At 63.1% G+C, this 25,494-nt stretch carries 25 protein-coding genes; 22 read left to right on the plus strand and 3 right to left on the minus strand.

Going from position 1 to position 25,494, the window contains the following annotated elements; translation table 11 throughout:
- Positions 1 to 7 precede the first annotated feature (7 nt).
- Positions 8 to 895 (minus strand): GerMN domain-containing protein, encoded by an 888-nt coding sequence (locus tag GTW58_RS02085; protein ID WP_119932406.1) that lies wholly within the window; start codon positions 893 to 895, stop codon positions 8 to 10.
- Between the two features lie 311 nt (positions 896 to 1,206).
- On the opposite strand from GTW58_RS02085, the gene GTW58_RS02090 reads away from it, so the two are divergent.
- From GTW58_RS02090 to GTW58_RS02120, 7 genes are all read left to right on the plus strand, one after another.
- Positions 1,207 to 2,274, plus strand: coding sequence for a PhoH family protein (locus GTW58_RS02090; protein ID WP_232817962.1), 1,068 nt, complete (start codon positions 1,207 to 1,209; stop codon positions 2,272 to 2,274).
- Positions 2,271 to 2,786 carry an rRNA maturation RNase YbeY gene (gene ybeY / locus GTW58_RS02095; RefSeq protein WP_119932404.1) on the plus strand — a complete coding sequence of 172 codons (516 nt, stop codon included), beginning with the start codon at positions 2,271 to 2,273 and terminating at the stop codon, positions 2,784 to 2,786. Before GTW58_RS02090 ends, ybeY begins: the two co-directional genes overlap by 4 nt.
- A gap of 49 nt (positions 2,787 to 2,835) precedes the next feature.
- Positions 2,836 to 3,870, plus strand: a complete 1,035-nt coding sequence (locus GTW58_RS02100) for a GTPase Era (RefSeq protein WP_119932403.1) — start codon at positions 2,836 to 2,838, stop codon at positions 3,868 to 3,870.
- A gap of 233 nt (positions 3,871 to 4,103) precedes the next feature.
- Entirely contained in the window at positions 4,104 to 5,651 is a 1,548-nt protein-coding gene (locus GTW58_RS02105; protein WP_232817961.1) for an LCP family protein, read from the plus strand.
- Between the two features lie 281 nt (positions 5,652 to 5,932).
- Positions 5,933 to 7,675, plus strand: coding sequence for a 2-isopropylmalate synthase (gene leuA / locus GTW58_RS02110; RefSeq protein ID WP_119932401.1), 1,743 nt, complete (start codon positions 5,933 to 5,935; stop codon positions 7,673 to 7,675).
- A gap of 34 nt (positions 7,676 to 7,709) precedes the next feature.
- Positions 7,710 to 8,465: a DNA repair protein RecO gene (gene recO, locus GTW58_RS02115; RefSeq protein WP_119932400.1), complete on the plus strand. Its 756-nt coding sequence runs from the start codon at positions 7,710 to 7,712 to the stop codon at positions 8,463 to 8,465.
- 6 nt (positions 8,466 to 8,471) lie between these two features.
- On the plus strand, positions 8,472 to 9,254 hold the full coding sequence (locus GTW58_RS02120) for an isoprenyl transferase (RefSeq protein WP_119932399.1): 783 nt from the start codon (positions 8,472 to 8,474) through the stop codon (positions 9,252 to 9,254).
- A gap of 15 nt (positions 9,255 to 9,269) precedes the next feature.
- Here the strand turns inward: GTW58_RS02120 and GTW58_RS02125 are convergent, their stop codons facing one another.
- Positions 9,270 to 10,301 carry an alpha/beta hydrolase gene (locus tag GTW58_RS02125; protein ID WP_119932398.1) on the minus strand — a complete coding sequence of 344 codons (1,032 nt, stop codon included), beginning with the start codon at positions 10,299 to 10,301 and terminating at the stop codon, positions 9,270 to 9,272.
- Here GTW58_RS02125 and GTW58_RS02130 point away from each other — a divergent pair.
- A complete protein-coding gene (locus GTW58_RS02130) occupies positions 10,300 to 11,373 on the plus strand; it encodes a quinone-dependent dihydroorotate dehydrogenase (protein WP_168023448.1) in 1,074 nt (357 codons plus the stop codon). The genes GTW58_RS02125 and GTW58_RS02130 overlap by 2 nt on opposite strands.
- 90 nt (positions 11,374 to 11,463) lie before the next feature.
- Here the strand turns inward: GTW58_RS02130 and GTW58_RS02135 are convergent, their stop codons facing one another.
- Positions 11,464 to 12,066, minus strand: coding sequence for a DUF3043 domain-containing protein (locus tag GTW58_RS02135; RefSeq protein WP_232818042.1), 603 nt, complete (start codon positions 12,064 to 12,066; stop codon positions 11,464 to 11,466).
- 104 nt (positions 12,067 to 12,170) lie between these two features.
- Here GTW58_RS02135 and GTW58_RS02140 point away from each other — a divergent pair, with 104 nt between their 5' ends.
- The 14 genes from GTW58_RS02140 to trpB all read left to right on the plus strand — a co-directional run bounded on the left by GTW58_RS02140 (position 12,171) and on the right by trpB (position 25,490).
- The gene (locus tag GTW58_RS02140) at positions 12,171 to 13,565 is read left to right on the plus strand and encodes a dipeptidase (protein WP_119933044.1); all 1,395 of its coding nucleotides are present in this window, start codon (positions 12,171 to 12,173) and stop codon (positions 13,563 to 13,565) included.
- Between the two features lie 148 nt (positions 13,566 to 13,713).
- A complete protein-coding gene (locus GTW58_RS02145) occupies positions 13,714 to 14,082 on the plus strand; it encodes a HesB/IscA family protein (RefSeq protein ID WP_119933043.1) in 369 nt (122 codons plus the stop codon).
- Positions 14,083 to 14,436: 354 nt separating this feature from the next.
- Complete coding sequence (ctaC, locus tag GTW58_RS02150; RefSeq protein WP_232818041.1) at positions 14,437 to 15,351, plus strand: aa3-type cytochrome oxidase subunit II; 915 nt, start codon at positions 14,437 to 14,439, stop codon at positions 15,349 to 15,351.
- 12 nt (positions 15,352 to 15,363) lie between these two features.
- Positions 15,364 to 17,067, plus strand: a complete 1,704-nt coding sequence (gene ctaD / locus GTW58_RS02155; RefSeq protein ID WP_119933041.1) for an aa3-type cytochrome oxidase subunit I — start codon at positions 15,364 to 15,366, stop codon at positions 17,065 to 17,067.
- A 7-nt stretch (positions 17,068 to 17,074) separates the two neighbouring features.
- The gene (locus GTW58_RS02160) at positions 17,075 to 17,479 is read left to right on the plus strand and encodes a cytochrome c oxidase subunit 4 (protein ID WP_119933040.1); all 405 of its coding nucleotides are present in this window, start codon (positions 17,075 to 17,077) and stop codon (positions 17,477 to 17,479) included.
- A 180-nt stretch (positions 17,480 to 17,659) separates the two neighbouring features.
- Positions 17,660 to 17,899 carry a hypothetical protein gene (locus GTW58_RS02165; RefSeq protein WP_157980495.1) on the plus strand — a complete coding sequence of 80 codons (240 nt, stop codon included), beginning with the start codon at positions 17,660 to 17,662 and terminating at the stop codon, positions 17,897 to 17,899.
- On the plus strand, positions 17,896 to 18,159 hold the full coding sequence (locus GTW58_RS02170) for a phosphoribosyl-ATP diphosphatase (RefSeq protein ID WP_047690954.1): 264 nt from the start codon (positions 17,896 to 17,898) through the stop codon (positions 18,157 to 18,159). The genes GTW58_RS02165 and GTW58_RS02170 overlap by 4 nt, the downstream gene beginning before the upstream one ends.
- Positions 18,160 to 18,291: 132 nt before the next feature.
- A complete protein-coding gene (gene hisG, locus GTW58_RS02175) occupies positions 18,292 to 19,137 on the plus strand; it encodes an ATP phosphoribosyltransferase (protein WP_047690951.1) in 846 nt (281 codons plus the stop codon).
- A 72-nt stretch (positions 19,138 to 19,209) separates the two neighbouring features.
- Positions 19,210 to 19,974 carry an imidazole glycerol phosphate synthase subunit HisF gene (hisF, locus tag GTW58_RS02180; RefSeq protein ID WP_119933039.1) on the plus strand — a complete coding sequence of 255 codons (765 nt, stop codon included), beginning with the start codon at positions 19,210 to 19,212 and terminating at the stop codon, positions 19,972 to 19,974.
- Between the two features lie 68 nt (positions 19,975 to 20,042).
- Positions 20,043 to 20,420 carry a phosphoribosyl-AMP cyclohydrolase gene (gene hisI / locus GTW58_RS02185; protein WP_052209634.1) on the plus strand — a complete coding sequence of 126 codons (378 nt, stop codon included), beginning with the start codon at positions 20,043 to 20,045 and terminating at the stop codon, positions 20,418 to 20,420.
- A gap of 48 nt (positions 20,421 to 20,468) precedes the next feature.
- Positions 20,469 to 22,193 (plus strand): chorismate-binding protein, encoded by a 1,725-nt coding sequence (locus tag GTW58_RS02190; protein WP_119933038.1) that lies wholly within the window; start codon positions 20,469 to 20,471, stop codon positions 22,191 to 22,193.
- A complete protein-coding gene (locus tag GTW58_RS02195; protein ID WP_119933037.1) occupies positions 22,190 to 22,801 on the plus strand; it encodes a Trp biosynthesis-associated membrane protein in 612 nt (203 codons plus the stop codon). Before GTW58_RS02190 ends, GTW58_RS02195 begins: the two co-directional genes overlap by 4 nt.
- 162 nt (positions 22,802 to 22,963) lie before the next feature.
- Positions 22,964 to 23,230: an HGxxPAAW family protein gene (locus tag GTW58_RS02200; RefSeq protein WP_119933036.1), complete on the plus strand. Its 267-nt coding sequence runs from the start codon at positions 22,964 to 22,966 to the stop codon at positions 23,228 to 23,230.
- Between the two features lie 139 nt (positions 23,231 to 23,369).
- Positions 23,370 to 25,490, plus strand: a complete 2,121-nt coding sequence (trpB, locus tag GTW58_RS15075; protein WP_119933035.1) for a tryptophan synthase subunit beta — start codon at positions 23,370 to 23,372, stop codon at positions 25,488 to 25,490.
- Positions 25,491 to 25,494: the final 4 nt, after the last annotated feature.

The raw sequence follows: 25,494 nt of genomic DNA on the forward strand, positions 1-25,494 counted from the left end.
CCGCGGATCACTCGGGCTCGGCCACCGTCACCACAAAGTCATCGGAGAGCGCTTTGCCATCGGCATCCGTGGCCGTGATGGTCACCCGGTAGGTACCCGCTTCAAGAGTGACCGTGCGTGTGACCTCCACCCCGGACATGGCGGTTTCCGCGCGCGAGTAGTCCTGGTTCACGGCCATGCGTTGGAGCACCTCGGCTTCACCATCGAGTGATTCAACGGTGAGTTCGACGTCGTGAACGGGATCCGTGACGCGGCCCGACACGGTGAGCACCCCAGGTTCCACCTGAAGGCGCTCCGGTTCCAGGCTCACACCCGCAAGAGCGGCGGGATCGGCGGAGAGCTTGTCCGGCAGGGAATAGGACCCAAAAACTTCCTGACCGGATTCACCGTCCACCAGGATCCGCACCTGGGGCAGGTCCCCGCCGGTGACCAGGCCGGAGGACTGTGCGGCCGCCACCGCGGTGTGTACCATCTGCTGGACTGCCAATTCGGCGCGGTCTGCATCCAGGCTCTGGGACACGGCGGTGCTGGGAAGATCCAGGGTGATCACGCCGCGGGAGAACGATGTTCCCAAGGACGTGATCGGGGACCACATGGATCCGTAGTCCGTGTCCGCAGGCTGGGCCTGGGTCATGGCCATGACGGAAGATTCAATGGGATCGGCGGTGGCGGAGGTTCTCACCCGAACCGGTTCCCGGAACAGCCGCTGTGCCTGATCGCCGTTGCCGGTCCAGCAGACGGGCACCACGCTCTGCCAGGCCTGGTCGCCGGTCAGGCGGTCCGAGCGCAGGTCCACGGTTCCGCCGGCGGTGGTGGTGGGGGTCCCGTCAGAATGACTGCACGCCACCACCGTGAGGAAGACTGCCAATCCTGCACCCACAACGGTCTGGGTCACCCTGCGGGGTGTACGAAGTGCGAACACGGCGTCCTCCTTTCATCACGATCCTGGGTGCGCAGCTCAGCCAACTGGACACACAGCGCACCACCGAATCACATGGGCGGGTCACCCGTCACGCCCATGAGGTGCCGCCGGGCGGACCGATACCAAATCGGAATCTTGTGCACCGGCGGTACGCTTGGTCCAGCACCCGATCTAGGAAAGCGAGTTCTGGCCTCACCGCCACAGCCATGCACCATCCCACTTCATCGTCCGTTCGCACCCCCAGCGCCGCCGCGGGGCAGCGATCAAGCCGAGACCGACGCGTGATGACTTTTGCTGACCGGGAGACCATGGTCCGGTGCTTGGGAGAGGCCGACGCCGCACTGACGCAGATCGAGCTGGCCCGTCCCGGCACCAAGCTCTATGCCAAGGACCTCCAAGTTGTCGTTGAGGGCAAGCCGGAGGACACGGACGTCGTCGTGGCTCTGCTGGCCGAGCTGCAGACCCTGGCGCGCAAGGGCACACTGGTGAACCCCCAGGTGATTGCCCAACTGTTGGGGATTTTGGCCCGTGATGCTGCCGCCCGCCCGTCCGCAGCACTCAATCAGGACATTCTCTCTTCCCGCGGTCGCACCATTCGGCCCAAGACCGTGAACCAGAAGCTCTACACGGATGCCATTGACCAGAACACGGTGGTGTTCGGCATCGGTCCGGCCGGCACCGGCAAGACCTACCTGGCCATGGCCAAGGCGGTCCAGGCACTGCACGCCAAGGAAGTCTCCCGGATCATCCTCACCCGCCCCGCCGTGGAGGCAGGGGAGCGGCTGGGGTTCCTGCCGGGCACGCTCACGGACAAGATTGATCCCTATCTGCGTCCGCTCTACGACGCCCTGCATGACATGTTGGATCCTGAGACCATTCCCAAACTCATGGAAGCCGGAACCATTGAAGTGGCACCGCTGGCTTACATGCGCGGGCGGACTCTCAATGATGCCTTCATCATTCTGGACGAGGCCCAGAACACCACACCTGAGCAGATGAAGATGTTTCTCACCCGTTTGGGATTTGGGTCCAAGATCGTGGTCACCGGTGACATCACCCAGGTGGACCTGCCAGGGGGCACGTCCTCCGGACTGCGTCAGGTGGAGCACATTCTCCGGGGCGTGGAGGACATCGCCTTCCCCACCCTCAGCAGCGACGACGTCGTGCGCCACGAGCTGGTGGGCAAGATCGTGGACGCATACGGGCATTTTGATGCCACCAACCGCCTGCGCGGTGAACGCCGACAGCGCAAGCAACAGCGGCAAGACGCCGCTGCATCTGTCCAGGAAACTTCGGACGCACGCGCAGCTGCAGGTGCGGACGGGCAAGACGAGCAGGGCGCCCAGTCATGAACGTGGACATCGACCTCCAGTACCAGGTCAATGAGCTGCCGACCCACCAACAGAAGGATGCCGCGGCCTGGGAGGCCTACCGGCCCGAACGCCAACTGGCCTTGGTCCGCCACTGTTTCCGCACCTTGCACCTGGCCGAGTCCGTGGAGCTGTCCATTGCCGTGGTGGATGAGCAGGAGATGGCAAGACTGCACGTGGAGTGGATGGACCTGCCCGGGCCCACGGACGTGATGTCATTCCCCATGGATGAGCTGCGGGACGGTACCCCAGAACAGCTCACGGAGGGGACCCTCGGTGACATTGTGCTCTGCCCTGCCGTGGCTGCCCGTCAGGCTGAGGCTGCCGGGCATTCCACGGAAGACGAGTATTTCCTGTTGACCGTCCACGGCATCCTGCATCTGTTGGGCCATGACCACGCGCAGGAGGACGAACGTGAGGTCATGTTCGCCTTGCAACGTGATCTCCTCACCAGTTTTCTGGGCCGTCCGGCCCCCATGGAAACCATGCACTGACCGGTGGTCCCTCCGGTGAAAAACACTGATCGTCCTGCGAAAGGAGCCCATGGTGGGCACTGAGTTCTCACCCACTGACGCAGACTTCCGTGCCGGGTTCGCCGTGCTGGTTGGCCGACCCAATGCGGGCAAGTCGACCTTGACCAATGCCTTGGTGGGGGAGAAGGTGGCCATCACCTCCAACCGGCCGCAGACCACACGCCACACGATCCGCGGGATTGTGCACCGTGCGGACGGACAGCTGGTACTTGTGGACACCCCGGGTGTTCACCGGCCCCGGACCCTGTTGGGGGAACGCCTCAACGACCTGGTGGCAGAGACCCTCAGTGAGGTCGATGTCCTGGGGCTGTGCATTCCAGCCAACGAGAAGATCGGTCCCGGAGACAAGTTCGTGGCTGAGCAGCTGGCCCAGACGGGTGGTCGGCCGATCGTGGCGATCGTGACCAAGGCGGACACCGTCAGCCGTCAGCAGCTGGCGGAACAACTCATGGCCGTGGAGGCTCTGGGGCGGGAGGTTCTGACGGCCGAGTTCACGGAGACTGAACGACGCAAAGGCATCCGGGCGCAGAAGAAGGGCAAGTCCTACTCTCCCCGGGAAGTGCCAACTGATCTGGGGTTCACGGACGTGATTCCGGTCAGTGCCGTGGACGGGTTCCAGGTGGAGGCCTTGGGTGCGCTGTTGATCTCCCACATGCCGGTCTCACCTCCGTTGTATCCGGAGGGTGAACTCACTGATGAACCCGAGCTGACCATGATTGCGGAGCTGGTGCGGGAAGCTGCCCTGGAAGGTGTGCGGGACGAGCTTCCACACTCCTTGGCCGCCGTGTGCGAGGACATGATCGAACGTGAGGGGCGTCCGGAGGACGACCCCATGGTTGACGTCCACGTGTCCCTGTACGTGGAGCGACCGTCCCAGAAGGCCATTGTGATTGGCAAGGGCGGGGCGCGGCTGCGTGAGATCGGAGCGACCTCCCGCAAGCAGATCGAAAAGCTTCTGGGAACCAAGGTCTATCTGGACCTTCACGTCAAGGTGGCCAGGGAATGGCAGCGCGACCCCCGGCAACTCTCTCGACTCGGGTTCTGATCCGCGGGCCGCACCAGGTGAGCCCCGTCATGTCCAAACCGACATGTGACCTGTAATCTGCCCGGAAATGCATGAAAGTGGGCCTCCGGTTAGAGCCGCGTGGCCGCGGACGCGTAATCTCTGAGACCGTATCTTGTGGGCGGGAGTCCACCAACCGGCCGTGATCACAATCTGGCCGTCATCACCGTCGGGCCATGATCACCAGGCAGCCAACAACCACTGGAGCCCTATTCGTGAAGCAGAGCACCTCAACCGGTGAGCGCACACCGTGGGCCGACACCCGCCAAGCGGGTCGGCACTGGAGTGCAACCGCGGGCCGGAGCCGAGCCATGCGCTGGGCGCTGATCAGCCTGGCCATGGGTTTGGTGGTGCTGCTGGGCATCGGCGGTCTGGGCATCTATCGCCTCCAGCAGAACTTGATGACCAGCCCCTTGAACCTGGGGGACGAGCAGACCGTTGATGACGGTCCCATGGACATCCTGATCATGGGCTCGGACACCCGCCGGGGTGTCGGCAACGAACAGTACGGTGAGGTGGAGGAGGGCAACGGTGACGGCCGCTCGGACGTCATGATGTTGCTGCAGATCTCAGAGAACCGGGACAACGTCACGGTGGTCTCTTTCCAGCGTGACTTGATTGTGGACATCCCCGAGTGCACAGATCCCACCAATGGTAAGGTCTACGAGGCTGTGGACGATGCCATGCTCAACACCGCTGCGGAGAACGGCGGTCCCGGGTGCACGGTGGCCACCATCAACAAGATGACCGGGTTGAACATTGACCACTTCATGTTGGCCGACTTCAATGCCGTCACGGAGCTTTCCAGCACCGTGGGTGGCGTTGAGGTGTGCGTGAACCAGGCCGTGGATGACCCCAAGTCCGGACTCGACCTGCCCGCCGGCGTGTCCGCCATTGAAGGTGATCAGGCTCTGGCCTTCCTGCGTTCCCGTGCCGCTTTCGGTGATGGTGGTGACGAATCCCGTATCCGTTCCCAGCAGCAGTTCATGGCTTCCTTGGCCCGCAAGGTCAAGGAAGAGGGCACGCTGACCAACCCGGGCAAGTTGTACGAGATTGCTGATGTAATGACCAGCAACCTGCACGTGGACGAGCAGTTGGGCAACATCACTCGGATTGTGAGCATCGCCGGCATGATGTCCGGGGTGGATCTCTCCAACGTGGTGTTCGTGACCGCACCCAGTGAGGTCTACCCGCTGGATCCCAACCGCCTCCAGCTGGACAAGCCGCGTGCGGAGGAGCTTTTCCAGATCCTGCGTGAGGACGGCTCGCTGACGGATCAGCAGGCTGTCACGGGTGAAGCGACGGACACGGCCTCCCCGAACGACTCGGCATCTCCCGCGGACTCGGGGGAGAGCACGCAGCCCGCCGAGCAGAGTTCGGATGATCCGTCCGTGCTGCTGTTCACCCCTGGTGACATCCCCATTGAGGTGGTGGATGCCTCCGAGACCAACGGTCGTGCCAAGGAGCTCATGAAGGTCCTGGAAGACGCCGACTACACCCAGACCACCCAGGGGGAGGACTCCTCCGAGGTCCTGCCTGGAACCCAGATCCTCTACGGCCCGGGCTGGCAGTCAGCAGCCCAGCAGGTGGCTGACGAATTGGGCATTCCGCAGGCGCAGTTGGTGCCAGCCGGTGATCCAGAAACCACCGTGCAGCTGGTGATCGGCCAGGACTTCACGGAGGGAGACCGCATGAGCATGGACAGCGCGGTGCCGGAAGGCCTCTCCGGTCAAACTGCTGAGCAGTTCACCTGCCAGCAGTGAGTTGAATGGGTCACACGACCTCTCAAGTGATAACTTGCCTGTATGCGCACGCGCCGGATGCTTCTGCTTAGGTGCCGCAACGGGTCCTGACATCCACCACAGTGGGCCGGACTCCCGTTGCGGAGTTTGTGGTGCCCGGCCCGTCATCCGTGACAGCTGATCACGGGAAGTGATCAGCGTGGAGATCCGACGTACTCCTGAAAAACGCAGGATTCAACGGCCGGTTCCGTCAATACTTCACGGTGACGCCTTTTGGGAACAGGAAAGAAAAGGTCCCCGCCATGGAAAATCGCCAGCAGCCCTCCGGCATGCCGATCCACAAGTACGTCCCTTACCACCAGCAGTTGCCGTTCGAGCTCACGGAGCGCACCTGGCCGGACAAAGTCATCACCCAAGCTCCGCGGTGGTGTGCCGTGGATCTGCGCGATGGCAACCAGGCACTGATTGACCCCATGGACTCCAGCCGCAAGCTGCGGATGTTCGAGCTGCTGGTGGGAATGGGTTACAAGGAGATCGAGGTCGGCTTCCCGTCCGCTTCCCAGACCGATTTCGACTTTGTCCGCCGTCTGATTGAAGAGGACCGCATCCCGGAGGATGTCTCCATCCAGGTGCTCACCCAGTCCCGGGAACATCTGATCGAACGTACTTTTGAGGCGATCGACGGCGCCCCGCGGGCGATCGTGCACCTCTACAACTCCACCTCGGTGCTGCAGCGCAAGGTGGTGTTCCGTGAGGACCAGGACGGCATTGTGGACATTGCGCTGACTGGCGCGCGTCTGTGCATGAAGTACGAGGAGCAGTTGAAGGCCACCCGGGTGACCTACGAGTACTCCCCGGAATCCTTCACCGGCACGGAGGTGGAGTTCGCTGCTCGGATCGCCAACGAGGTGGCTGAGACCTTTGAGATCGGCGGAGACCGGGAGATGATCCTGAACCTGCCGGCCACTGTGGAAATGGCCACTCCCAACGTGTACGCGGATTCCATCGAGTGGATGACCCGCAATCTCTACAACCGGGATGCCACCATCCTCTCCCTGCACCCGCACAATGACCGAGGCACGGGTGTTGCGGCAGCCGAGCTGGGCTATTTGGCAGGGGCGGACCGCATTGAGGGTTGTCTGTTCGGCAACGGTGAGCGCACCGGTAACGTTGATCTGGTGACGCTGGGTCTGAACCTGTTGACCCAGGGTGTGGATCCGCAGATCGACTTCTCCAACATTGACGAAATCCGCCGCACCGTGGAGCACTGCAACCAGCTGCCGGTTCCGGAACGTTCTCCCTACGGCGGAGACTTGGTGTTCACCGCCTTCTCCGGCTCCCACCAGGACGCCATCAAGAAGGGCTTTGAAGCCATGGAGGCGCAGGCCCGGGCGGAGGGCAAGTCCACGGAGGAACTCGTATGGGGGGTTCCGTATCTGCCCATCGACCCCAAGGACCTGGGCCGCAGCTACGAGGCCGTGATCCGTGTGAACTCGCAGTCCGGCAAGGGTGGTGTGGCCTACCTGCTCAAGGCCGATCACGGTCTGGACCTGCCGCGTCGCGCGCAGATCGAATTCTCCGGCGTGGTGCAGAAGCACACAGAGACCACCGGAACGGAGGTCAGCGGCGATCATCTGTGGGGGATTTTCCGGGACGAGTACCTGCCCGCTGAAGACGGCGCACACCGTTGGGGCAAGTACCGGGTCAGCACCATCAGCACCACCTCTGAGGCTGACGGTGACACCCGGTTGGACATCGGCCTGGAGATCGACGGTCACCGGGTGGAGCGCACAGCCACTGGCAACGGACCGATCGATGCCATGATTCAGGTGTTCTTGAACGAGGGCATCGACCTGCGTCTGCTGGACTACACGGAGCACACGCTCTCGGCAGCTGCAGATGCCCAAGCGGCCTCCTACGTCGAGCTGGCCGTGGGCGGACGTGTGCTGTGGGGGGCGGGCATTGACTCCTCCACCACCCGGTCCTCCCTGAAGGCCATCGTCTCCGCCGTGAACCGCGCCATTCGCGATTCTCAGCAGAACTGAGCTGCTGCATGGCTGACGGTCAGGAGCACCGCTGATGCCCCGCGCCACATCATTTGCCTCCAAGTTCTACCGGGACACGGGGCTGGTGTTGCGCACTTACCCGCTGGGGGAGGCGGATCGCATCGTGGTGCTCTTGACCCGTGAGCACGGTCAGGTCAGGGCGGTGGCCAAAGGGATCCGTCGCACCGCATCCAAGTTCGGTTCGCGGTTGGAACCCTTCAACGTCTCTGACCTCCAGTTGGTCCACGGACGCAACTTGGACATCGTCTCCCAAGCCGTGGGCCGCAAGGGGTGGGCCACACCGATTGCCGCGGATTACGCCAAGTTCACCGCGGCAGCGGCGGTCGTGGAGGCCGCAGAGAAGATCACGGAGGACGACGACGCCGAATCCGGCCAGCACTACCTCCTGGTGGCCGGTGCATTGTCTGCCATGGCACGCGGGCTGCATGATCCCGCCGCCATCTTGGATTCCTACCTGATGCGGGCCATCTCCGTGGCAGGGTGGGCGCCGTCGTTCACCGTGTGCGCGCGGTGTGGTGAGCCGGGCCCGCACCGGTCCTTCAGCGCTGAACTGGGTGGGGTGGTGTGCGCCAACTGCAGGCCTCCGGGGGCGCTTGCTCCGGATGCCAGCACCCTGGAGTATTTGGAAACCCTGTTGCACGGCAACTGGGAACACGTGGATGCTGCCCCTGCACGCGTGGCCCGCGCGGCGTCGGCGATTGTGGCCGGCTACGTTCAGTTCCATCTGGAGCGAACCGTGCGGGCACTTGCTCTGGTTGAAAGGAACTGACGGCACATGTCCCGCTTCACGCCGCCTCCGGCACATCCTTCCGGTGCCAAAGCACCTGCCATACCCGCCAAATTCGTACCTCAGCACGTGGCCGTGGTGATGGATGGCAACGGACGCTGGGCCAATGAACGTGGCCTGACCCGTAATGAGGGCCACCGGGCGGGGGAGCGTGCCCTGGTGGATGTGGTGGCCGGGGCCATCGAGATGGGCATTCCCTACGTCTCCGCCTACGCGTTCTCCACGGAGAACTGGAAGCGCTCCCCCTCAGAGGTCAACTTCATCATGAACTTCACCGCCGAGGTCATGGAGCGCCAACTTGCCACTTTCCACGACTGGGGCGTTCGGATTCGGTGGGCCGGACGGCGTCCGCGTCTGTGGCGCTCAGTGATTGACCGCCTGGAGATCGCCGAACGCGAGACCCGGGACCATGACGTGGCCACGCTGACCATGTGCGTGAACTATGGTGGGCGGGCAGAAATTGCCGACGCCGCAGCAGCCATTGCGCGTGATGCAGCAGCCGGCAAGATCAACCCCAAGAAGATCGACGAATCCACGGTGCAGGCCTATCTGGATGAACCAGATCTACCGGACGTGGACTTGTTCCTGCGCTCCTCCGGGGAGCAACGGATCTCCAACTTCCTGCTGTGGCAATCGGCCTACGCGGAACTGGTGTTCCAGGACGTCCTGTGGCCAGACGTTGACCGCAGGACACTGTGGGCAGCAGTTGAGGAGTACGCACGCCGGGATCGTCGTTACGGCGGGGCGGTGGATCAACCCAAAGTTCAGTGATCGCTGACCGGCACGTCAACCAGTGGGCAGTTGCCGCAGCCAGTCCTGCAGGTCCTTGAAGGCCTTCTGCCGAATGGCAGGCGCTGAGCGGTGAACGTCGTGCAGGGCGCCGTCGTAGGAAATCACCCGCGGGGTGCGGCTCAGCAAGCCGATGCGACGCCGAATGGCACCCACGTCCAGCACGGTGTCCACCTGATGCATGCGGTTCTCCCACCAAGGAACCAACAGACTGCGTCGGGAGATCTGCAGCAGGACCGGAGCGCCGACGCCCTGTCCGCGGCCTACGAGCTCCAGGATCCGTAGCCGTGCACGTGCCGTGGAGGCCAGCAGGTTGACGGTGATGGGGAAGGACTCCTTGGGGCGCCAGTGGGGATCCACGCTCCAGCTGCCCTCCCGGTCGGCTGAGAGCGTGCGGTGGTAGTTGGTGTTGACCGGTACGGGGATGCGGACTGCGTGCCACCGGGCTGGAACCAGAGGAGCGACTGCTGTGATCAGCCGGTCCACCCACGGGTGGCCTTGGGGAGCGATCCACGGTGTGGCCAATGCCAGGCCCGCCACCTCTCCCGGCTCTTCCATCAGCACCAGGGACATGGTGAGCCCACCGGTGGAGTGGGCCACCACCACAAGGTGTTGGGGATCCACCGGTTTACCGTCCTGAAGGATGGCGTGGCGCGCGGCGTCAAAGTCCTCTCGGTATTCGGCGAGGTCAGCTGCCATGCCGGGGATTTCGCCGGTGGCAAGGATCTCCGGGGTGAGGTTGCGGCCGTATCCGTGCAAATCCATCGCATAGAAGTGGAAGCCGACTTCCACCACAGCCTGGGCGAGTTCCGGGTTGGCAAAGTAGTCGGACCAACCGTGAACGTACAGCACGGTGCCGCGGACCGGAGTTGACGGCGGTGTGTTGAACCGCATCAGACTCATGGTGGTGTGCGCGCCCCGGCCGGTCACCGGAATCTGGCACATGCTGAAATCCGGGCCCAGAACGTCCTCGGTCCACTCCATGCCGTCACCACCTCCTGCCGGGTCGCCGTGGGAAAATGCACCCATGCGTTTCTACCCTATGTTCTTCAACGTCGCCTTCTCATGGATGGATCCGGAGCGAGCTCATCACCTGGGATTCCTGGGCATCAAGCTGTGCCGCAAGGTGGGGGTCTCCCGAGTCTTGCGTCGGTTCACCGCGGCTCGTCCGGGTGATGCCCTGGAGGCCATGGGCATCACCTTCCCGTCCCGTTTCGGGTTGGCGGCTGGGTTCGACAAAGGTGCCACCGGCGTGGCCGCTTTGGCTGATCTGGGATTTGGCCACGTGGAGATCGGCACGGTCACGGGGCAAGCGCAACCGGGTAATCCCAAGCCTCGCCTGTTCCGCCTGGTGGTAGACCGTGCCGTGATCAACCGCATGGGTTTCAACAACGACGGCGCAGCCACCGTGGCCGCCCGTGTCCAGCAGGCCAGGGCGGAAATCGAGAAGGGCTGGTCCGGCACGGTCCGTCCCGTGGTGGGTGTCAACATCGGCAAGACCAAGGTGGTGGAGCTTGAAGATGCTGAGGGGGATTATCGAATCTCCACGCGTGCGTTGGCCCCTCATGCGGACTACATGGTGGTCAACGTGTCCTCACCCAACACACCGGGCTTGAGGGAACTACAGGCCGTTGAGTCCCTGAGGCCCATCCTGACCGCAGTGAGGGAGGAGTCCACCGCAGTGACGGGACGTCATGTTCCGTTGCTGGTCAAAATCGCGCCGGACCTGGCCGAGCCGGACATCCACGCCGTGGGGGACCTGGCGCTGGAACTGGGGCTGGACGGAATCGTGGCCACCAACACCACCATCGCCCGTGAGGGGCTCGGCTTGAATACCCCCTCCTCTGAGGTGGAAGCATGCGGCGCGGGGGGACTCTCCGGTGCCCCGCTGCGCATCCGGTCCTTGGAGGTCATTCGCCTGCTGCGCGAACACGTTGGGCCGGAGCTGACCATCATCGGTGTGGGCGGCGTGACCACAGCATGTGACGCCCAAGAAGTTCTGGCAGCAGGCGCTGACCTGGTGCAGGGCTACACGGCGTTCCTCTACGAAGGGCCGTTCTGGGCGGCGCGCATCGTCAAGGGTTTGCGTGCTTCGCGCTGAGATGTGAGATCACCGGTAACTGATGAGATCACCCACAACGGGGTGTCATCTCATCAATTACCGGTGATCTCACGGGTGGTGTGGAACCGATCAGACGGGGCGGCGGCCACGGCCCACGCGCGGGCGGGGCATACGGGTGGAGCGCCAGTTGATACTTCGGGTCAGGGCGTAGAAGCCGGTACCGGACTGGACTTCACCGAACTTTTTGCGCACAGCGCGCTTGGCTCCCGTCACCAACAGCACGGAATCCAGGATCACAACGATCAACAGGGCGTAGAACATGGCCATGACCAGTTCCTGCAGCCCGGTGGGGATCAGCATGAAGATCAACGCCGAAATGGCGATCGGCATCAGCAGCTCCGCCATGCAGAACCGGGAATCCACCCAGTCACGCACGAACGCTCGTTGGGCGCCACGGTCACGTTGCGGCAGATACCGCTCGTCTCCTGAGGCCATGCGCTGCTGGACGTGAAGACGCTGTTCGCGGCGGTTCTGGCGATCGGCCACCTTGGCTGCCTTGCGGTCCTTGGGGACCAGAGGTTGGTGACGCGCCGACTCCTGCTGCCGGCGGCTGGGTGTTGGACGCCCCTTGCCCTGGGTCGTTCCCGGACGAGTCACCGCGGATTCCTCCAGCGCGGGATCGTTGACGGGTTGCGGGTCAGCGGTCTCAGTCTTCTTGTTGCGTCCAAACACCCGCCAGAGTTTACCGGAGTCCACACTGCTCCGTGCGCCGCGGAATCGCGGCCAACCTTTGGCCACTCGGTGCGGCTCGTGTTTAAGCTCAAACCATGACCAACATGGATGCGAATTCCCACCAGGAACAGCAGATCGATCTCCAGCAGTTCAGGGAGGTCACCGAGCGCAGGTTTGATGCCGTGCTGAGTGATCTGAAGAATCTGGTCTCCATCCCGGGTATCGCCTGGGACTCCTTTGACCAAGCAGAACTCAAGCGCAGTGCACATGCAGTGGCCGACCTCCTGGCCGCTGAAGGTTTCGACTCGCTGGAGATCCTGCCCGCTGACGGCAACGCGGCTCACCCCGCCGTCATCGCCCACAAGGCTGCGGCGGAGGGAAAACCCACCGTGCTGCTCTACGCCCATCACGACGTTCAGCCTCCTGGGAATCTGGACTCCTGGAGCTCTGAACCGTTCACCGCTGTGCAGCGTGACGGCCGGTTGTACGGGCGGGGGGCTGCGGATGACAAGGCCGCGGTCATGGCGCACATCGGTGCGGTACGCGTGTTGCCTGAGGTCATGGGGGAGGACCACGGGCTGGGCATCACGGTGTTCATCGAGGGAGAGGAGGAAGCCGGCTCTCCGCATTTTGCCGAGTTCCTGCAGCGTCACCGTGAGAGACTGGCAGCCAACGCCATTGTGATCGCCGATTCAGCCAACTGGGAGGTGGGTGCTCCCACTCTGACCACCGGCCTGCGCGGCGTGGTGGGGGCCGAAGTCACCGTGCGCGCGCTGAAGCATGCCCTGCACTCCGGTGGTTACGGCGGCCCCATCCTGGACGGCCCCACGTTGCTGGCTCGTTTGATCGCCACGCTGCACGACGACGACGGCGCGGTTGCCGTGACCGGTCTGAAACACGCGGCAGAACCTGCCATCGATTACCCGGAAGAACAGTTCCGGGCGGATGCCGGTTTGCTGGACGGTGTCGAGCTGGCTGGGCGTGGAAGCATCACGTCTCGATTGTGGGCGCAGCCTGCGATTTCCGTGACGGGCATTGACGCCACCGCCGTGGATGTGGCTTCTAACACCATTTCACCGTCTGCCCGAGCCAAGGTGTCGTTGAGGATCGCGCCGGGGGAGGACCCCGCCGTCGCCGCTGAAAGTCTGAAGAAGCACTTGATCCACAATGCTCCGTTCGGAGCTGAAGTTCAGGTTGAGATTGATGAACAGGGTCCTCCGTTCAGCACCAACACCGATTCGGATGCGGCTCAAGACATGTTGTGGGCTCTTGGCCAAGCCTGGGACCGAGAGCCGTTGGAGGCAGGTATGGGTGGTTCCATCCCGTTTGCCGCTTTGCTCCAAGAGGCCTACCCGGAGGCCACCATTCTGATCACCGGAGTGGAAGATCCGGACACCCGGGCGCACAGAATCGATGAGTCCTTGCACGTGGAGGACTTCCGGCAGGTGATCCTGGCCGAGGCCCTGTGGCTGGCGCGGTGCGCCGGGGGTCGGGCGTAGCCTGAAGGAAGTGCATGGTCCTGCGGTCAGTGGTGCAGGAGGCCTGCCTCCGCATCGCCGAGCACGGGAATGAAGATCCTGCTCGCGTGGTTCGAGCATGCAGAAGGTCTGGGGTCGCAAGCAGGCGACCACGAAAGGAGAGCAACTCATGAGCGTCACCGCTGAAAACGCCACCACCCAAGAGCTGCCCACCCACGGCGTCAATTTGACTGACGTGGCGGCACAGAAGGTCAACTCCTTGCTGGAGCAGGAAGGGCGCACGGACCTGCGCCTGCGCGTGGCAGTCCAGCCGGGCGGTTGTTCCGGTCTGATCTACCAGCTCTACTTTGACGAGCGCGTTCTGGACGGGGATGCCGTCAAGGACTTCGACGGCGTGGAAGTGATCGTGGACAAGATGTCCGTGCCGTACCTGGAAGGTTCCACCATCGACTTCGAGGACACCATCCAGAAGCAGGGCTTCTCCATTGACAACCCCAACGCGCAGGGCTCCTGTGCCTGCGGGGATTCCTTTCACTGACGGTCTTTGGGCCTCCCACGTTCCCGGGTGCGGCAAAAGTTGCCACCAGTTTCTGACTCCTGACGGCACCGACCCAGCGTGACCGCTGGTGCTGGAATCCCACACCTGGAGGCCGAGCGGAACCCGAAAACCCCGCATACCCCAATGGGTATGCGGGGTTTTTCAGGTCTGGGTGTTTGTTCCGTCGGGCACATCACCTCCGAGTCATACCGGCACGCGGACACACTGACTGACACAGTGTCAGCACAGCCGGATCACAGGGGGTAAGCTCGGTCAGGAAACAGCATGCCCAGAACTGGAGCAGTCCCATATCTCCGCACCGGGCGCACCACCAAAAAAGAGGAAGGGCCGTCTGTGAGTTCGCACTCCCGAACCGACAGCCGTAGCACCAGGGCTTTGAAGCTATCCGGCCTCGGGGCCGTTGCCGTTCTGGCTCTCACGGGCTGTACGCAAGAAGTCCGCAACGGCTGGATGCCCATTGGCGACTCCGCTCCCACGGACAACGCGCAGAGCATTTTGAACTTGTGGATCGGCTCCTGGATTGCGGCTTTGGCTGTGGGCCTGGTGGCCTGGGGCCTCATGCTCTGGTGCATGATCGCTTACCGCCGCCGCAAGAACGAGGTCGGCTACCCCCGCCAGGTGGCCTACCACCTGCCGTTAGAGATCTTCTACACGATCGTGCCGATCGCTTTGATCGTCTCTCTGTTCTTCTACTCGGAGCGTGCCCTGGCGCAGATCATCCCCAGGTACGACAACCCGGACACCACAATTCAGATTGTGGGCAAGCAGTGGGCGTGGGACTTCAACTACGTTGACGACGACGTCTACTACTCCGGTACGCAGGCCCACCTGAACACCGACGGCTCCGAGGGCGTTGAGGAAACTCTGCCGACCCTGTACCTGCCGGTGGACAGCGACATCGAGATCGAGGTCGCCTCCCGAGACGTCATCCACTCCTTCTGGGTTCCGGCCTTCCTGGAGAAGATCGACATGATCCCGAACCGCACCAACTACATGAGCATCCACACGGAGCGTGAGGGCACGTTCCAGGGCAAGTGCGCTGAGCTGTGCGGTGAGTACCACTCAGAGATGCTGTTCAACGTTGAGGTCGTCTCCCAGGAGGAGTACGACAACCAGATGCAGCAGCTGCGCGACCAGGGCAACACCGGCCAGCTCGGTCTCGAGTACGGCCGTAACGTCAACCTTGACGAAAGCGGTCCGATCCAGCGTGAGAACCCTGTTGGCTCCAGCTACGACGACGAAAACTAAGAGGGGCTGAAGATGACTACTCTCGAGTACTCAGCCGATGACACCCGGACAGTGGCACCCGCAGTGGTGCCGCGCTCCAAGGGCAAGATCATCGTTGATTGGTTGACGTCAACCGATCACAAGACCATCGGGTACATGTACCTGATCTCAGCCTTCGTGTTCTTCTGCGTTGGTGGTGTCATGGCGCTGTTGATCCGCGCCGAGTTGTTTGCTCCGGGCATGCAGATCCTGGAGACCAAGGAGCAGTACAACCAGCTGTTCACCATGCACGGCACCATCATGCTGCTGATGTTCGGCACCCCGTTCTTCGTCGGTTTGGCCAACGTGATCGTGCCGCTGCAGATCGGTGCTCCTGACGTTGCCTTCCCGCGTCTGAACGCACTGGCCTTCTGGTTCTTCCTGTTCGGCTCCTTGGTGGCCATGGCCGGCTTCCTGTCCCCGCAGGGTGCGGCATCCTTCGGGTGGTTCGCCTACGCGCCGCTGAACTCCACCACCTTCTCCCCGGGAGTTGGTGGTGACCTATGGGTCTTCGGCCTCGCATTGCAGGGCTTCGGCACCATCATGGGTGGTGTGAACTTCATCACCACCATCCTGTGCATGCGCGCACCGGGCATGACCATGTGGCGTATGCCGGTGTTCGTGTGGACCACCTTGGTCACGGCCTTGCTGATCATCATGATCTTCCCGCCGCTGGCCGCAGCCCTGTTCGCACTGGGCATGGATCGCCGATTGGGTGGTCACATCTTTGACGCCGAGGCCGGTGGAGCGATCCTGTGGCAGCACCTGTTCTGGTTCTTCGGTCACCCCGAGGTCTACGTGCTGGCATTGCCGTTCTTCGGCATCATCTCGGAGATCCTGCCGGTGTTTTCCCGTAAGCCGCTGTTCGGCTACAAGGGCCTGGTGTTCGCCACCATCGCCATTGCCGCGCTGTCCGTGACCGTGTGGGCTCACCACATGTATGTCACCGGCTCCGTGCTGTTGGGCTTCTTCTCCTTCATGACCATGATGATCGCGGTCCCCACAGGCGTGAAGTTCTTCAACTGGATCGGCACCATGTGGCAGGGTTCGTTGACGTTTGAGACCCCCATGCTGTGGGTCCTGGGCTTCATGTTCACCTTCCTGTTCGGTGGCGTGACCGGCGTGATCCTGGCAACCCCGCCGCTGGACTTCCACGTGTCGGACACGTATTTCGTGGTGGCCCACTTCCACTACGTGCTCTTCGGCACCCTGGTGTTCGGCATGTTCGCCGCTTTGTACTTCTGGTGGCCCAAGTTCACCGGCAAGATGCTCAACGAGCGCATCGGCAAGGTCCACTTCTGGATCCTGTTCGTCGGCTTCCACATGACCTTCCTGATCCAGCACTGGCTCGGTGTCATCGGCATGCCGCGTCGTTACGCGGACTACATGCCGGAGGACGGCTTTGCGTGGATGAACGAAGTCTCCACCATCGGCGCCATGCTGTTGGCCGTGTCCATGATCCCCTGGTTCTGGAACGTCTACACCACGCACAAGAACGCTCCCAAGGTTGAGGTTGACGACCCCTGGGGCTTCGGTGGATCGCTCGAGTGGGCAACCTCCTGCCCGCCCCCGCGCCACAACTTTGTGTCCCTGCCCCGCATCCGTTCGGAGCGCCCGGCACTTGACCTGCACCACCCTGAGCTGGCCAAGGCCTCACCTCAGCAGTCCATGACCACCCACGCAGGCATGAAGGGTTGATCCACGTATGAAGGCAACTATCTACTCCCTGTGGATCGTCGGCATCTTCGTCATGGGTGCTGGGATCGTCTACGGCTTTGTGACCAACTTCAACGAATGGGCCGGTTTCCCGGCACTGCTGGCCACCGCCGCCATGTGCTTCATGTTGGCCGTGTACTTCATGCTGGTGCTGCGCTCCACCAAGGCCCTGCTGCCGGAGGACGACCTGGAGGGCGAAATCGCCCAGGCAGCCGGTGACTACGGACACTTCTCCCCGTGGTCATGGTGGCCGCTGCTGATCGGTGGCGCCTGCACCATCCTGGTGTTGGGTCTGGCCATCGACTGGTGGATCGTGGGTCTGGCTGTTCCGTTCGCCATTGTGGGTGTCCTGGGGCTGGTGTACGAGTACAGCACCGGCGAGCACGCACACTGACCTGATGGCCAGTCATCTGATGGGCTGACCGGAAATCCCCGCGCACGGCACAGTGCGCGGGGATTTCTCATGTCCATGCCTGGTTCGTGTGACGCACCTCCAGTTCCGGTGTGGTCCCGCCCATATGCCGGGGCCGGGCCTGGGGCATATTTTGTCGGACAACACATCTACGCCAACAGCATGACTCATGCACTCTGGCGGTTGGACAACGACGTCTTAGCGAGGAAACCCACCATGACCAAGCCCCTGTTCTACGCCTTCCTGATCCTGGGTGCCGCCTTGTTGGTGATCGGCATGTGGACCGTGGCAACTGCCGGGCCCCCTCTGCTGGGTTGGGTGGTGCTGGCCGGCGGCTTGATCATGCTGTGCGCACCCGCCGTTTCTTGGGGGTCTGCTGCGGCCGATAAGCTGGAGCAGTGAAAACTTTCGAGCAACTGTTCGCCGAAATCTCCCAGAAGGCCGCGGACCGGCCGGAGGGATCCTCCACCGTGGCTGAACTGGACCGTGGTGTCCATGGCATCGGCAAAAAAGTGGTTGAAGAGGCCGCCGAGGTCTGGATGGCCTGTGAGTACGAAACCTCCGATGAAGCTGCTGAGGAGATTTCCCAGCTGCTCTACCACCTGCAGGTCATGATGGTTGCCAAAGGACTCACCCTGGAAGACGTCTACCGGCATCTGTGACCCACTGGACAGGGCCTGCCCAAGCGCACCAGTGGTATCCCTGGCCCCGGTCGAATCGAGCTGCCCAACCGCGTCCATGACCGTGTGAGTTCCCTGGTGGAGACACCAACCGATCCAAGAACAGGAATCTGAATGCTGCGCGTTGCCATCCCCAACAAGGGAGCACTGTCCGAAGCCTCGACCACCATGCTGCGTGAGGCGGGTTACCGCCAGCGCAGGGATTCCCGGGAGTTGGTTCTGGTGGATCCGGAGAACAACGTGGAGTTCTTCTACCTCCGGCCCCGGGACATTGCCGTGTACGTGGGCGGTGACGTTTTGGACGTGGGCATCACAGGCCGTGACCTGCTGCTGGATTCCGCAGCTCCGGCCGATGAAGATTTGGCACTGGACTTTGCCCGTTCCACCTTCCGGTTTGCCGGACCCGCGGGGGAGTTCTCATCCCTGCAGGATCTGCAGGGCAAGCGGATCGCCACCAGCTACACCGAATTGCTGCGCACCTACCTTGCCCAGCAGAGTGTTCAGGCCGAGGTGGTGCGTCTGGACGGTGCCGTGGAGTCCTCCATCCGTTTGGGCGTGGCGGATGCCATTGCCGATGTGGTGGAGACCGGCAACACCTTGCGCGCAGCAGGACTTGAGGTATTTGCAGAGCCCATCATGACATCGGAAGCCTTGCTGATCCGGTCCCGCCATGAGATCGAACCCGAGGGCTTGGCGGTGCTGCGTCGTCGTCTGCAGGGTGTTCTGGTGGCCCGCCAGTACGTGATGATCGACTACGACGTTGCGGAGGAGAACCTGGAGGCCACCACCGCCATCACACCGGGAATGCAGGGCCCCACCATCTCCCCGCTGGGCCACGGCAATTCACTGGCCGTGCGCGCTATGGTGCGCCGCGCTGACACCAACAAGGTCATGGACGCGCTTTACGCCGCAGGTGCCCGGGCCATTCTGGTTTCCCCCATTCACGCGGCCCGTATCTGATCCGCCGCCTCAACCCATGCGCTGCGGGCGCCACGCCGCTCACAGCGTCCCTGTGACAAAGGAACCGCCTCCGTGACCGTAGCCGTACGTGTGATTCCCTGCCTTGACGTCGATGCCGGCCGCGTGGTCAAGGGTGTCAACTTTGAGAACCTGCGCGATGCCGGAGATCCGGTGGAACTCGCGGAGCGCTACAACCGCGCTGGTGCAGATGAGCTGACGTTCTTGGACGTCACCGCATCTTCCGGGGCCCGGGCCACCATGTTCGACGTCGTCGCCCGGACCGCGGAGCAAGTGTTCATCCCGCTGACGGTGGGTGGTGGCGTGCGGACCGTGGACGACGTCGACCGCCTGCTGCGCTGTGGTGCGGACAAGGCCTCCATCAACACCGCCGCGATTGCCAGACCAGAAGTGATCAATGAGATCACCCAGCGGTTCGGTAACCAGGTTCTGGTGCTCTCCTGCGACGCCAAACGCACGGGTAACACGGTCTCCGGTTTTGAGGTGACCACTCACGGAGGCAGACAGTTGACCGGGGTGGACGCAGTGGATTGGGCGGCTGAGGCGGAGCGCCGCGGTGTGGGGGAGATTCTGCTGAACTCCATGGACGCCGATGGCACGCGCAATGGTTTTGACGTGGAGATGATTCGTGAGGTGCGAGCTGCCACCACGGTGCCGCTGATCGCCTCAGGCGGCGCGGGGGAGCCTGCACACTTCCCACCGGCCGTGGCTGCCGGTGCTGATGCGGTGCTGGCCGCATCCGTGTTCCACTTCGGCCCCGTGGGCGCCATCGCCGAGGTCAAGGCTGCTCTGAGGGCTGAAGGTCACCCGGTTCGTTGAGGACGTGGCAACGTGTGAGCCCCATCCACTTCGTGAGTTCTGCTCGCGCCTGCCTATAGTGTCCGGTGATGTCTGAATCAACGCAGGAAGCCTCCCCACTGGAACCCTCACTGGCAGAGCGTCTCGAACGGGACGATCACGGCCTGGTGGCCGCCATCATCCAAGACCATGAGACCGATGACGTACTCATGTTGGGCTGGATGGATGATGAGGCTCTGCACCGCACCCTGACCTCTGGGCGCGTGACATTCTGGTCACGGTCCCGGCAAGAGTACTGGCGCAAAGGGGACACCTCCGGGCACCGCCAGTACGTGAAGTCCGTTGCCCTGGACTGCGACGGCGACGCCCTCCTGATCCGAGTGGAGCAGATTGGCGCCGCCTGCCACCGCAACACCCGGACCTGTTTTGACGGCGGAGAACTACCCGCAGTAGTTGGCACCGTCTGAGGCCCTGCCTCCTCACCCTTTTGTTGTTCACCGTCACCAGGAGCAGACATGGAGACTCTGGGTCTCATCACACCGTCCCTTGAAGAGTTCAAGGAACACGCCCGGCACCACCGCGTGATCCCCGTACGCACCACCGTGCTGGCGGATTCCCTGACTCCCATCGGTCTGTACCGCAGCCTGGTGCTCCGGTCCGATGGAACGGCGCCGGCGGGCACCTTCTTGCTGGAATCCGCTGCTCAAGGAATGTGGTCCCGCTGGTCCTGGGTGGGCGTCAGCTCCCGTGCCACGTTAACCAGCAATGACGGTCAGGCTCACTGGCTGGGGACACCCCCGGTGGGAGTGCCAACCTCTGGCTCTCCCGTGGAGGCCTTGCGTCAGACCATGCGGGAGTTGCAGACCCAGAGGTTCTCAGACGTACCACCACTGACTTCCGGCATGGTCGGATTCGTGGGATGGGAAGCTGTGCGCCACTGGGAGCACCTGCCCAACCCGCCGCAGGACGACCTTCGGATTCCAGAGTTGGCCATGAACCTGGTGGCGGACATGGCAGTCCATGACAACCAGGCCGGGACCGTCACCTTGGTGGCCAACGCCATCAACGTGGATGGCACGGACGAGCGTGTGGAGGAGGCCTATCTGGACTCCGTCTCCCGCGTGGAGGCCATGCTGGAGAACCTGTCCCAAGCCACGGCCCAGGTCAGCGTCACGGATCAGGCCACCACGACGGATCAGGCCACCCTGACGGGCCAGGCCACCACGATGGGACAGGGCGGCGGGAAGGATCAGACCCGTGGACCGGGGCCAGATTCTGGTGAGTCGACCCAGCGGCCGGATCTGGAATCGATTGTGGAACAGTCCTGGGACCGTGAGATCTTCATCGACTCCATCGGTGAGGCCAAGCAGGCCATCGTGGACGGAGAGATCTTCCAGGTGGTGATTTCCAGGCGGTTCAAAACAGACTGCACCGCAGCCCCCCTGGACGTCTACCGCTCCCTGCGTCGCATCAACCCCAGCCCGTACATGTACCTCTACGCCTTTGAGGACGTCAAAGGCCGGGACTATCACGTGGTGGGATCTTCCCCTGAGGCCTTGGTGACGGTCACCGACCGTGAAGTGGTGACCCACCCCATCGCCGGCTCCCGCCCTCGGGGCGCAACTCCGGCTGAGGATCTGGTGATGGAGAAGGATCTGCTGGCGGATGACAAGGAGCGCGCCGAGCATCTGATGTTGGTGGACCTCTCCCGCAATGACCTCTCCAAGGTGTGTGTGCCCGGCACGGTGGATGTCACGGAGTTCATGGAGGTGGAGCGCTTCAGCCACATCATGCACCTGTGTTCCAACGTGGTGGGCCAGATGCGCCCCGGCACGGAGGCCTACGACGTTCTGGCGGCCACGTTCCCCGCCGGCACGTTGTCCGGTGCCCCCAAGCCGCGGGCATTGCAGCTGCTTGACCGTTATGAACCGCGCCGTCGCTCCATTTACGGCGGGGTGGTGGGTTACATGGACTTTGCCGGAGACATGGACATGGCCATCGCCATCCGGACCGCCCTGTTGGTGGATGGCAAGGCCTACGTCCAGGCAGGTGGTGGAATCGTGGCCGATTCGGTGCCGGAAACCGAGGCCACCGAATCGCTGAACAAGGCCACAGCACCCTTGCGCGCCGCATTGGGTGCCCGCACCTTGCGCTCGGTGGGCGGCATGGAGAATACGACGACGGCCCCGGGCCAGGACCAGCAACACAACCAGGGACAAGACCAGGACCCGCCGCGATGAAAGCTCTGCGTTCCAAAAGCACGCTGATCCTGACCGGATTGGTGATTGCCGCTGCCTTGTTCGGTGCAGCCTCCATGGTGTGGTTCAACGTCACGGTGCCCAACCCGGTCCAGGACATCCAGGTGAGTGTGCGGGGCACGGAAGCCAGCCCGGCTGTGCCCGCGTTGTCCCTGGTGGCGGCTGCGGCCTTTCTGGCCTTGAGCATCGCGGGGCGGGTGCTGCGCTGGGTAGTGGCCGTTGTCATCCCACTGGCAGCTGCCGGGGTGTTGTTCTCCGTGATTTCTGCTGTCAGTGACCCGCAGCGGGCCACGGAGACTGCCGTGGGGGACAGTGCCGGGGTGGTCGGCACGGAGGTGGTTCCGGACCAGAGCTTGTGGCCCTGGGTGGCCCTTGTCCTGGCGATCCTGCTGCTGTTGATCGGCCTCTGGAGCCTGGTGGTGATTCCCCGTTGGAGTGCCGGTGGATCCACCAAGTACCGCCGTGAACGGGAAGCGACGGATCAACAGGCGCCACCTGCAACGGGTGTGCATGACCCTGATGCAGCTCGTCGTGACGGGATTGACACCTGGGATGCCTTCTCCGATGGCGAAGATCCCACAGGTCGGTGACCATCCCGTGGGTGCGTTGACTACGTCATGGCGCGCCCACAATGGCACAATGGAATGAGCAACTGCGTGTGATTGCACCACAGACCCTCCGGGCGCACGGGCGCTCACTGAAAACGGTTACCAGCCGCCGCTGGAACCACTGATCCACGGGAGACCGAACAGATGTCTAACCAGAATGAAATCGTGCTGGACCACACGGGCTACGTGGGCCACGGCAACACGCCCGCTGCCTGGACCTGCATTGCCATTCTGACGGTGGGTGTGTTGCTGGCCGTCGTGGGATTCACCATTCAGGTCATGATCCTGCTGTGGGTCGGCATTGCACTGTGCGGTGTGGGCCTGGTGGTTGGTTTTGTCATGAAGCGCATGGGCATGGGTTACGAAGGTGATGCCGCCCGTGCTGCAGAAAACGGTGGCCACGGCCACTGAACCCCTGATTTCTGCGTGACGACCAGTCCCTGATTTCTTGGGGGACTGGTCGTTCGTATCGAGTGGGCGCCTCAAGGCAACCAACGGGCTCTCACCACCCTGCTGACCGGCCGGCCAAGCACACAGAATTGAGACCACCATGACCCAACAGCACGCATTCCCTGCCGAAGAGCGCACCGGCACCGTGCTTGATCAGATCATCGACGGCGTGCGGGAGGATCTGGCCGAACGCAAGAAGCTGGTCTTCCTGGATGATCTCAAGCAGAAGGTGACCACTGTTGCTGCCCCGCGTGACGCCGTGGCGGCACTGCGCGGTCCCCACCCCGACTCCTTGGAAGTGATTGCGGAAGTCAAGCGGTCCTCTCCGTCCAAGGGTGAGCTGGCCACCATCACTGATCCCGCCGTTCTGGCTGCGGCCTACGAAAGGGGTGGGGCCGCCGTCGTCTCTGTGTTGACGGAAGCACGCCGGTTCAACGGATCCCTGCAGGATCTGGACGCAGTGCGCGCAGCCGTGAGCATTCCCGTGCTGCGCAAGGACTTCACGGTGGACGAGTACCAGATCTGGGAGGCTCGTGCCCACGGCGCTGACCTGGTCCTGTTGATTGTTGCGGCACTGGATGATGACACTCTGCAGCGATTCCTGGAACTTACACGCTCACTGGGCATGGAAGCCCTGGTGGAAGCGCACACTGCTGAGGAAATCGAGCGCGCCAAGAACGTAGGTGCACGGATCGTGGGTGTGAACACCCGCAATTTGAAGACGCTCGAGGTCGATCCCGATCTGTTTGGGCGCCTGGCACAGTTGTTGCCACAGGACGCTGTGACCGTTGCCGAGTCCGGTGTGACCTCACCCGACCACGTTGAGCTCTACGCAAGCCACGGGGCGGATGCCGTGCTCACCGGTGAGGCACTGGTGCGTGCCGGGGATCCCATGGGAACTGTCAGCGTGTTCCGCTCCGTGGGTGCTGCTGCCCGGGCTGCCTTGCGCAGTGAAGGCGAAGCCGCCGCGCAGGGCCACAAGTGGGCCAATGCCCCAGGCCCGTACTTTGGTGACTTTGGCGGGCGCTGGATGCCGGAGTCCCTGATTGCCGCTCTGGATCAGGTGGAGGAGACCTTTGAGAAGTCCCGCGCGGATGAGGAGTTCCTGGAGGACTTCCGCCGCCTGAGCCGTGATTACGCCAACCGGCCCTCGCTGCTCACGGAAGCCAAACGATTCTCCGAAGCTGCCGGCTGCCGGGTGCTGCTCAAGCGTGAAGACCTCAACCACACCGGATCCCACAAGATCAACAACGTCCTGGGTCAGGCACTGCTGGCCAAGCGCATGGGCAAGACCCGCCTGATCGCAGAAACTGGTGCCGGTCAGCACGGTGTGGCCACGGCAACGGCTGCCGCACTGATGGGCATGGAATGCGTGGTCTACATGGGTGCGGAGGACACGGAGCGTCAAGCACTCAACGTGGCCCGCATGGAGTTGCTGGGTGCGCGGGTGGTGGCTGTGCAGAACGGTTCCCGAACCTTGAAGGACGCCATCAACGAGGCCCTGCGGGACTGGGTGGCTTCCGTGGACACCACCCACTACCTGCTGGGCACCGCAGCGGGTCCGCATCCGTTCCCCGCCATGGTGCGGTGGTTCCACCAGGCCATCGGTGAGGAAGCCCGGGCGCAGTGTTTGGCACAGGTGGGTCGATTGCCGGATGCGGTGGCAGCATGCGTGGGCGGTGGCTCCAACGCCATCGGGATCTTCCACGGATTCCTGGATGATGAGGACGTAGCGCTGTGGGGCTTTGAGGCCGGGGGCGACGGCATAGACACCCCGCGCCATGCCGCCACCATTTCCCTGGGCCGCCCGGGTGTTCTGCACGGCGCCAAGACGTTCCTGATGCAGGACGAAGACGGTCAGACGATTGAATCGCATTCCGTCTCCGCCGGGTTGGACTACCCGGCCGTGGGCCCGGAACACGCCTACCTCAGTGCCGCCGGCCGCGCCACGTATCAAGCAATCACGGACACGGAGGCCATGGACGCCTTCCGCCTGCTGTCCCGCACCGAAGGCATCATCCCGGCCATTGAGTCCTCCCACGCCCTGGCCGGTGCCCTCAAGCTGGGGCAGAACTGGTCCCAGGAACTGGGGGAGGCCGCACGGGAGAAGGTTGTGGTGGTTTGTCTTTCCGGACGCGGGGACAAGGATGTTGCCACGGCAGCCAAGTGGTTCGGACTGGTGGATCAGGACCATGAAGAGATCGGGCAGGAGGCCCACTGATGAC

It is taken from the genome of Kocuria subflava, assembly GCF_012163155.1.
Lineage (GTDB): Bacteria > Actinomycetota > Actinomycetes > Actinomycetales > Micrococcaceae > Kocuria > Kocuria subflava.

Bases quoted from the DNA above. Each gene is read 5' to 3' on its own strand.
- GTW58_RS02090 (WP_232817962.1), top strand. From the start codon at position 1,207: ATGACTTTTGCTGACCGGGAGACCATGGTCCGGTGCTTGGGAGAGGCC.
- trpB (WP_119933035.1), top strand. From the start codon at position 23,370: ATGACCCAACAGCACGCATTCCCTGCCGAAGAGCGCACCGGCACCGTG.
- GTW58_RS02130 (WP_168023448.1), top strand. From the start codon at position 10,300: ATGCGTTTCTACCCTATGTTCTTCAACGTCGCCTTCTCATGGATGGAT.
- GTW58_RS02195 (WP_119933037.1), top strand. From the start codon at position 22,190: ATGAAAGCTCTGCGTTCCAAAAGCACGCTGATCCTGACCGGATTGGTG.
- hisG (WP_047690951.1), top strand. From the start codon at position 18,292: ATGCTGCGCGTTGCCATCCCCAACAAGGGAGCACTGTCCGAAGCCTCG.
- recO (WP_119932400.1), top strand. From the start codon at position 7,710: ATGCCCCGCGCCACATCATTTGCCTCCAAGTTCTACCGGGACACGGGG.
- leuA (WP_119932401.1), top strand. From the start codon at position 5,933: ATGGAAAATCGCCAGCAGCCCTCCGGCATGCCGATCCACAAGTACGTC.
- GTW58_RS02125 (WP_119932398.1), bottom strand. From the start codon at position 10,301: ATGGGTGCATTTTCCCACGGCGACCCGGCAGGAGGTGGTGACGGCATG.
- GTW58_RS02165 (WP_157980495.1), top strand. From the start codon at position 17,660: ATGACTCATGCACTCTGGCGGTTGGACAACGACGTCTTAGCGAGGAAA.
- GTW58_RS02140 (WP_119933044.1), top strand. From the start codon at position 12,171: ATGGATGCGAATTCCCACCAGGAACAGCAGATCGATCTCCAGCAGTTC.
- GTW58_RS02145 (WP_119933043.1), top strand. From the start codon at position 13,714: ATGAGCGTCACCGCTGAAAACGCCACCACCCAAGAGCTGCCCACCCAC.
- hisI (WP_052209634.1), top strand. From the start codon at position 20,043: ATGTCTGAATCAACGCAGGAAGCCTCCCCACTGGAACCCTCACTGGCA.
- GTW58_RS02120 (WP_119932399.1), top strand. From the start codon at position 8,472: ATGTCCCGCTTCACGCCGCCTCCGGCACATCCTTCCGGTGCCAAAGCA.
- GTW58_RS02200 (WP_119933036.1), top strand. From the start codon at position 22,964: ATGTCTAACCAGAATGAAATCGTGCTGGACCACACGGGCTACGTGGGC.
- ybeY (WP_119932404.1), top strand. From the start codon at position 2,271: ATGAACGTGGACATCGACCTCCAGTACCAGGTCAATGAGCTGCCGACC.
- GTW58_RS02160 (WP_119933040.1), top strand. From the start codon at position 17,075: ATGAAGGCAACTATCTACTCCCTGTGGATCGTCGGCATCTTCGTCATG.
- ctaD (WP_119933041.1), top strand. From the start codon at position 15,364: ATGACTACTCTCGAGTACTCAGCCGATGACACCCGGACAGTGGCACCC.
- GTW58_RS02100 (WP_119932403.1), top strand. From the start codon at position 2,836: ATGGTGGGCACTGAGTTCTCACCCACTGACGCAGACTTCCGTGCCGGG.
- GTW58_RS02190 (WP_119933038.1), top strand. From the start codon at position 20,469: ATGGAGACTCTGGGTCTCATCACACCGTCCCTTGAAGAGTTCAAGGAA.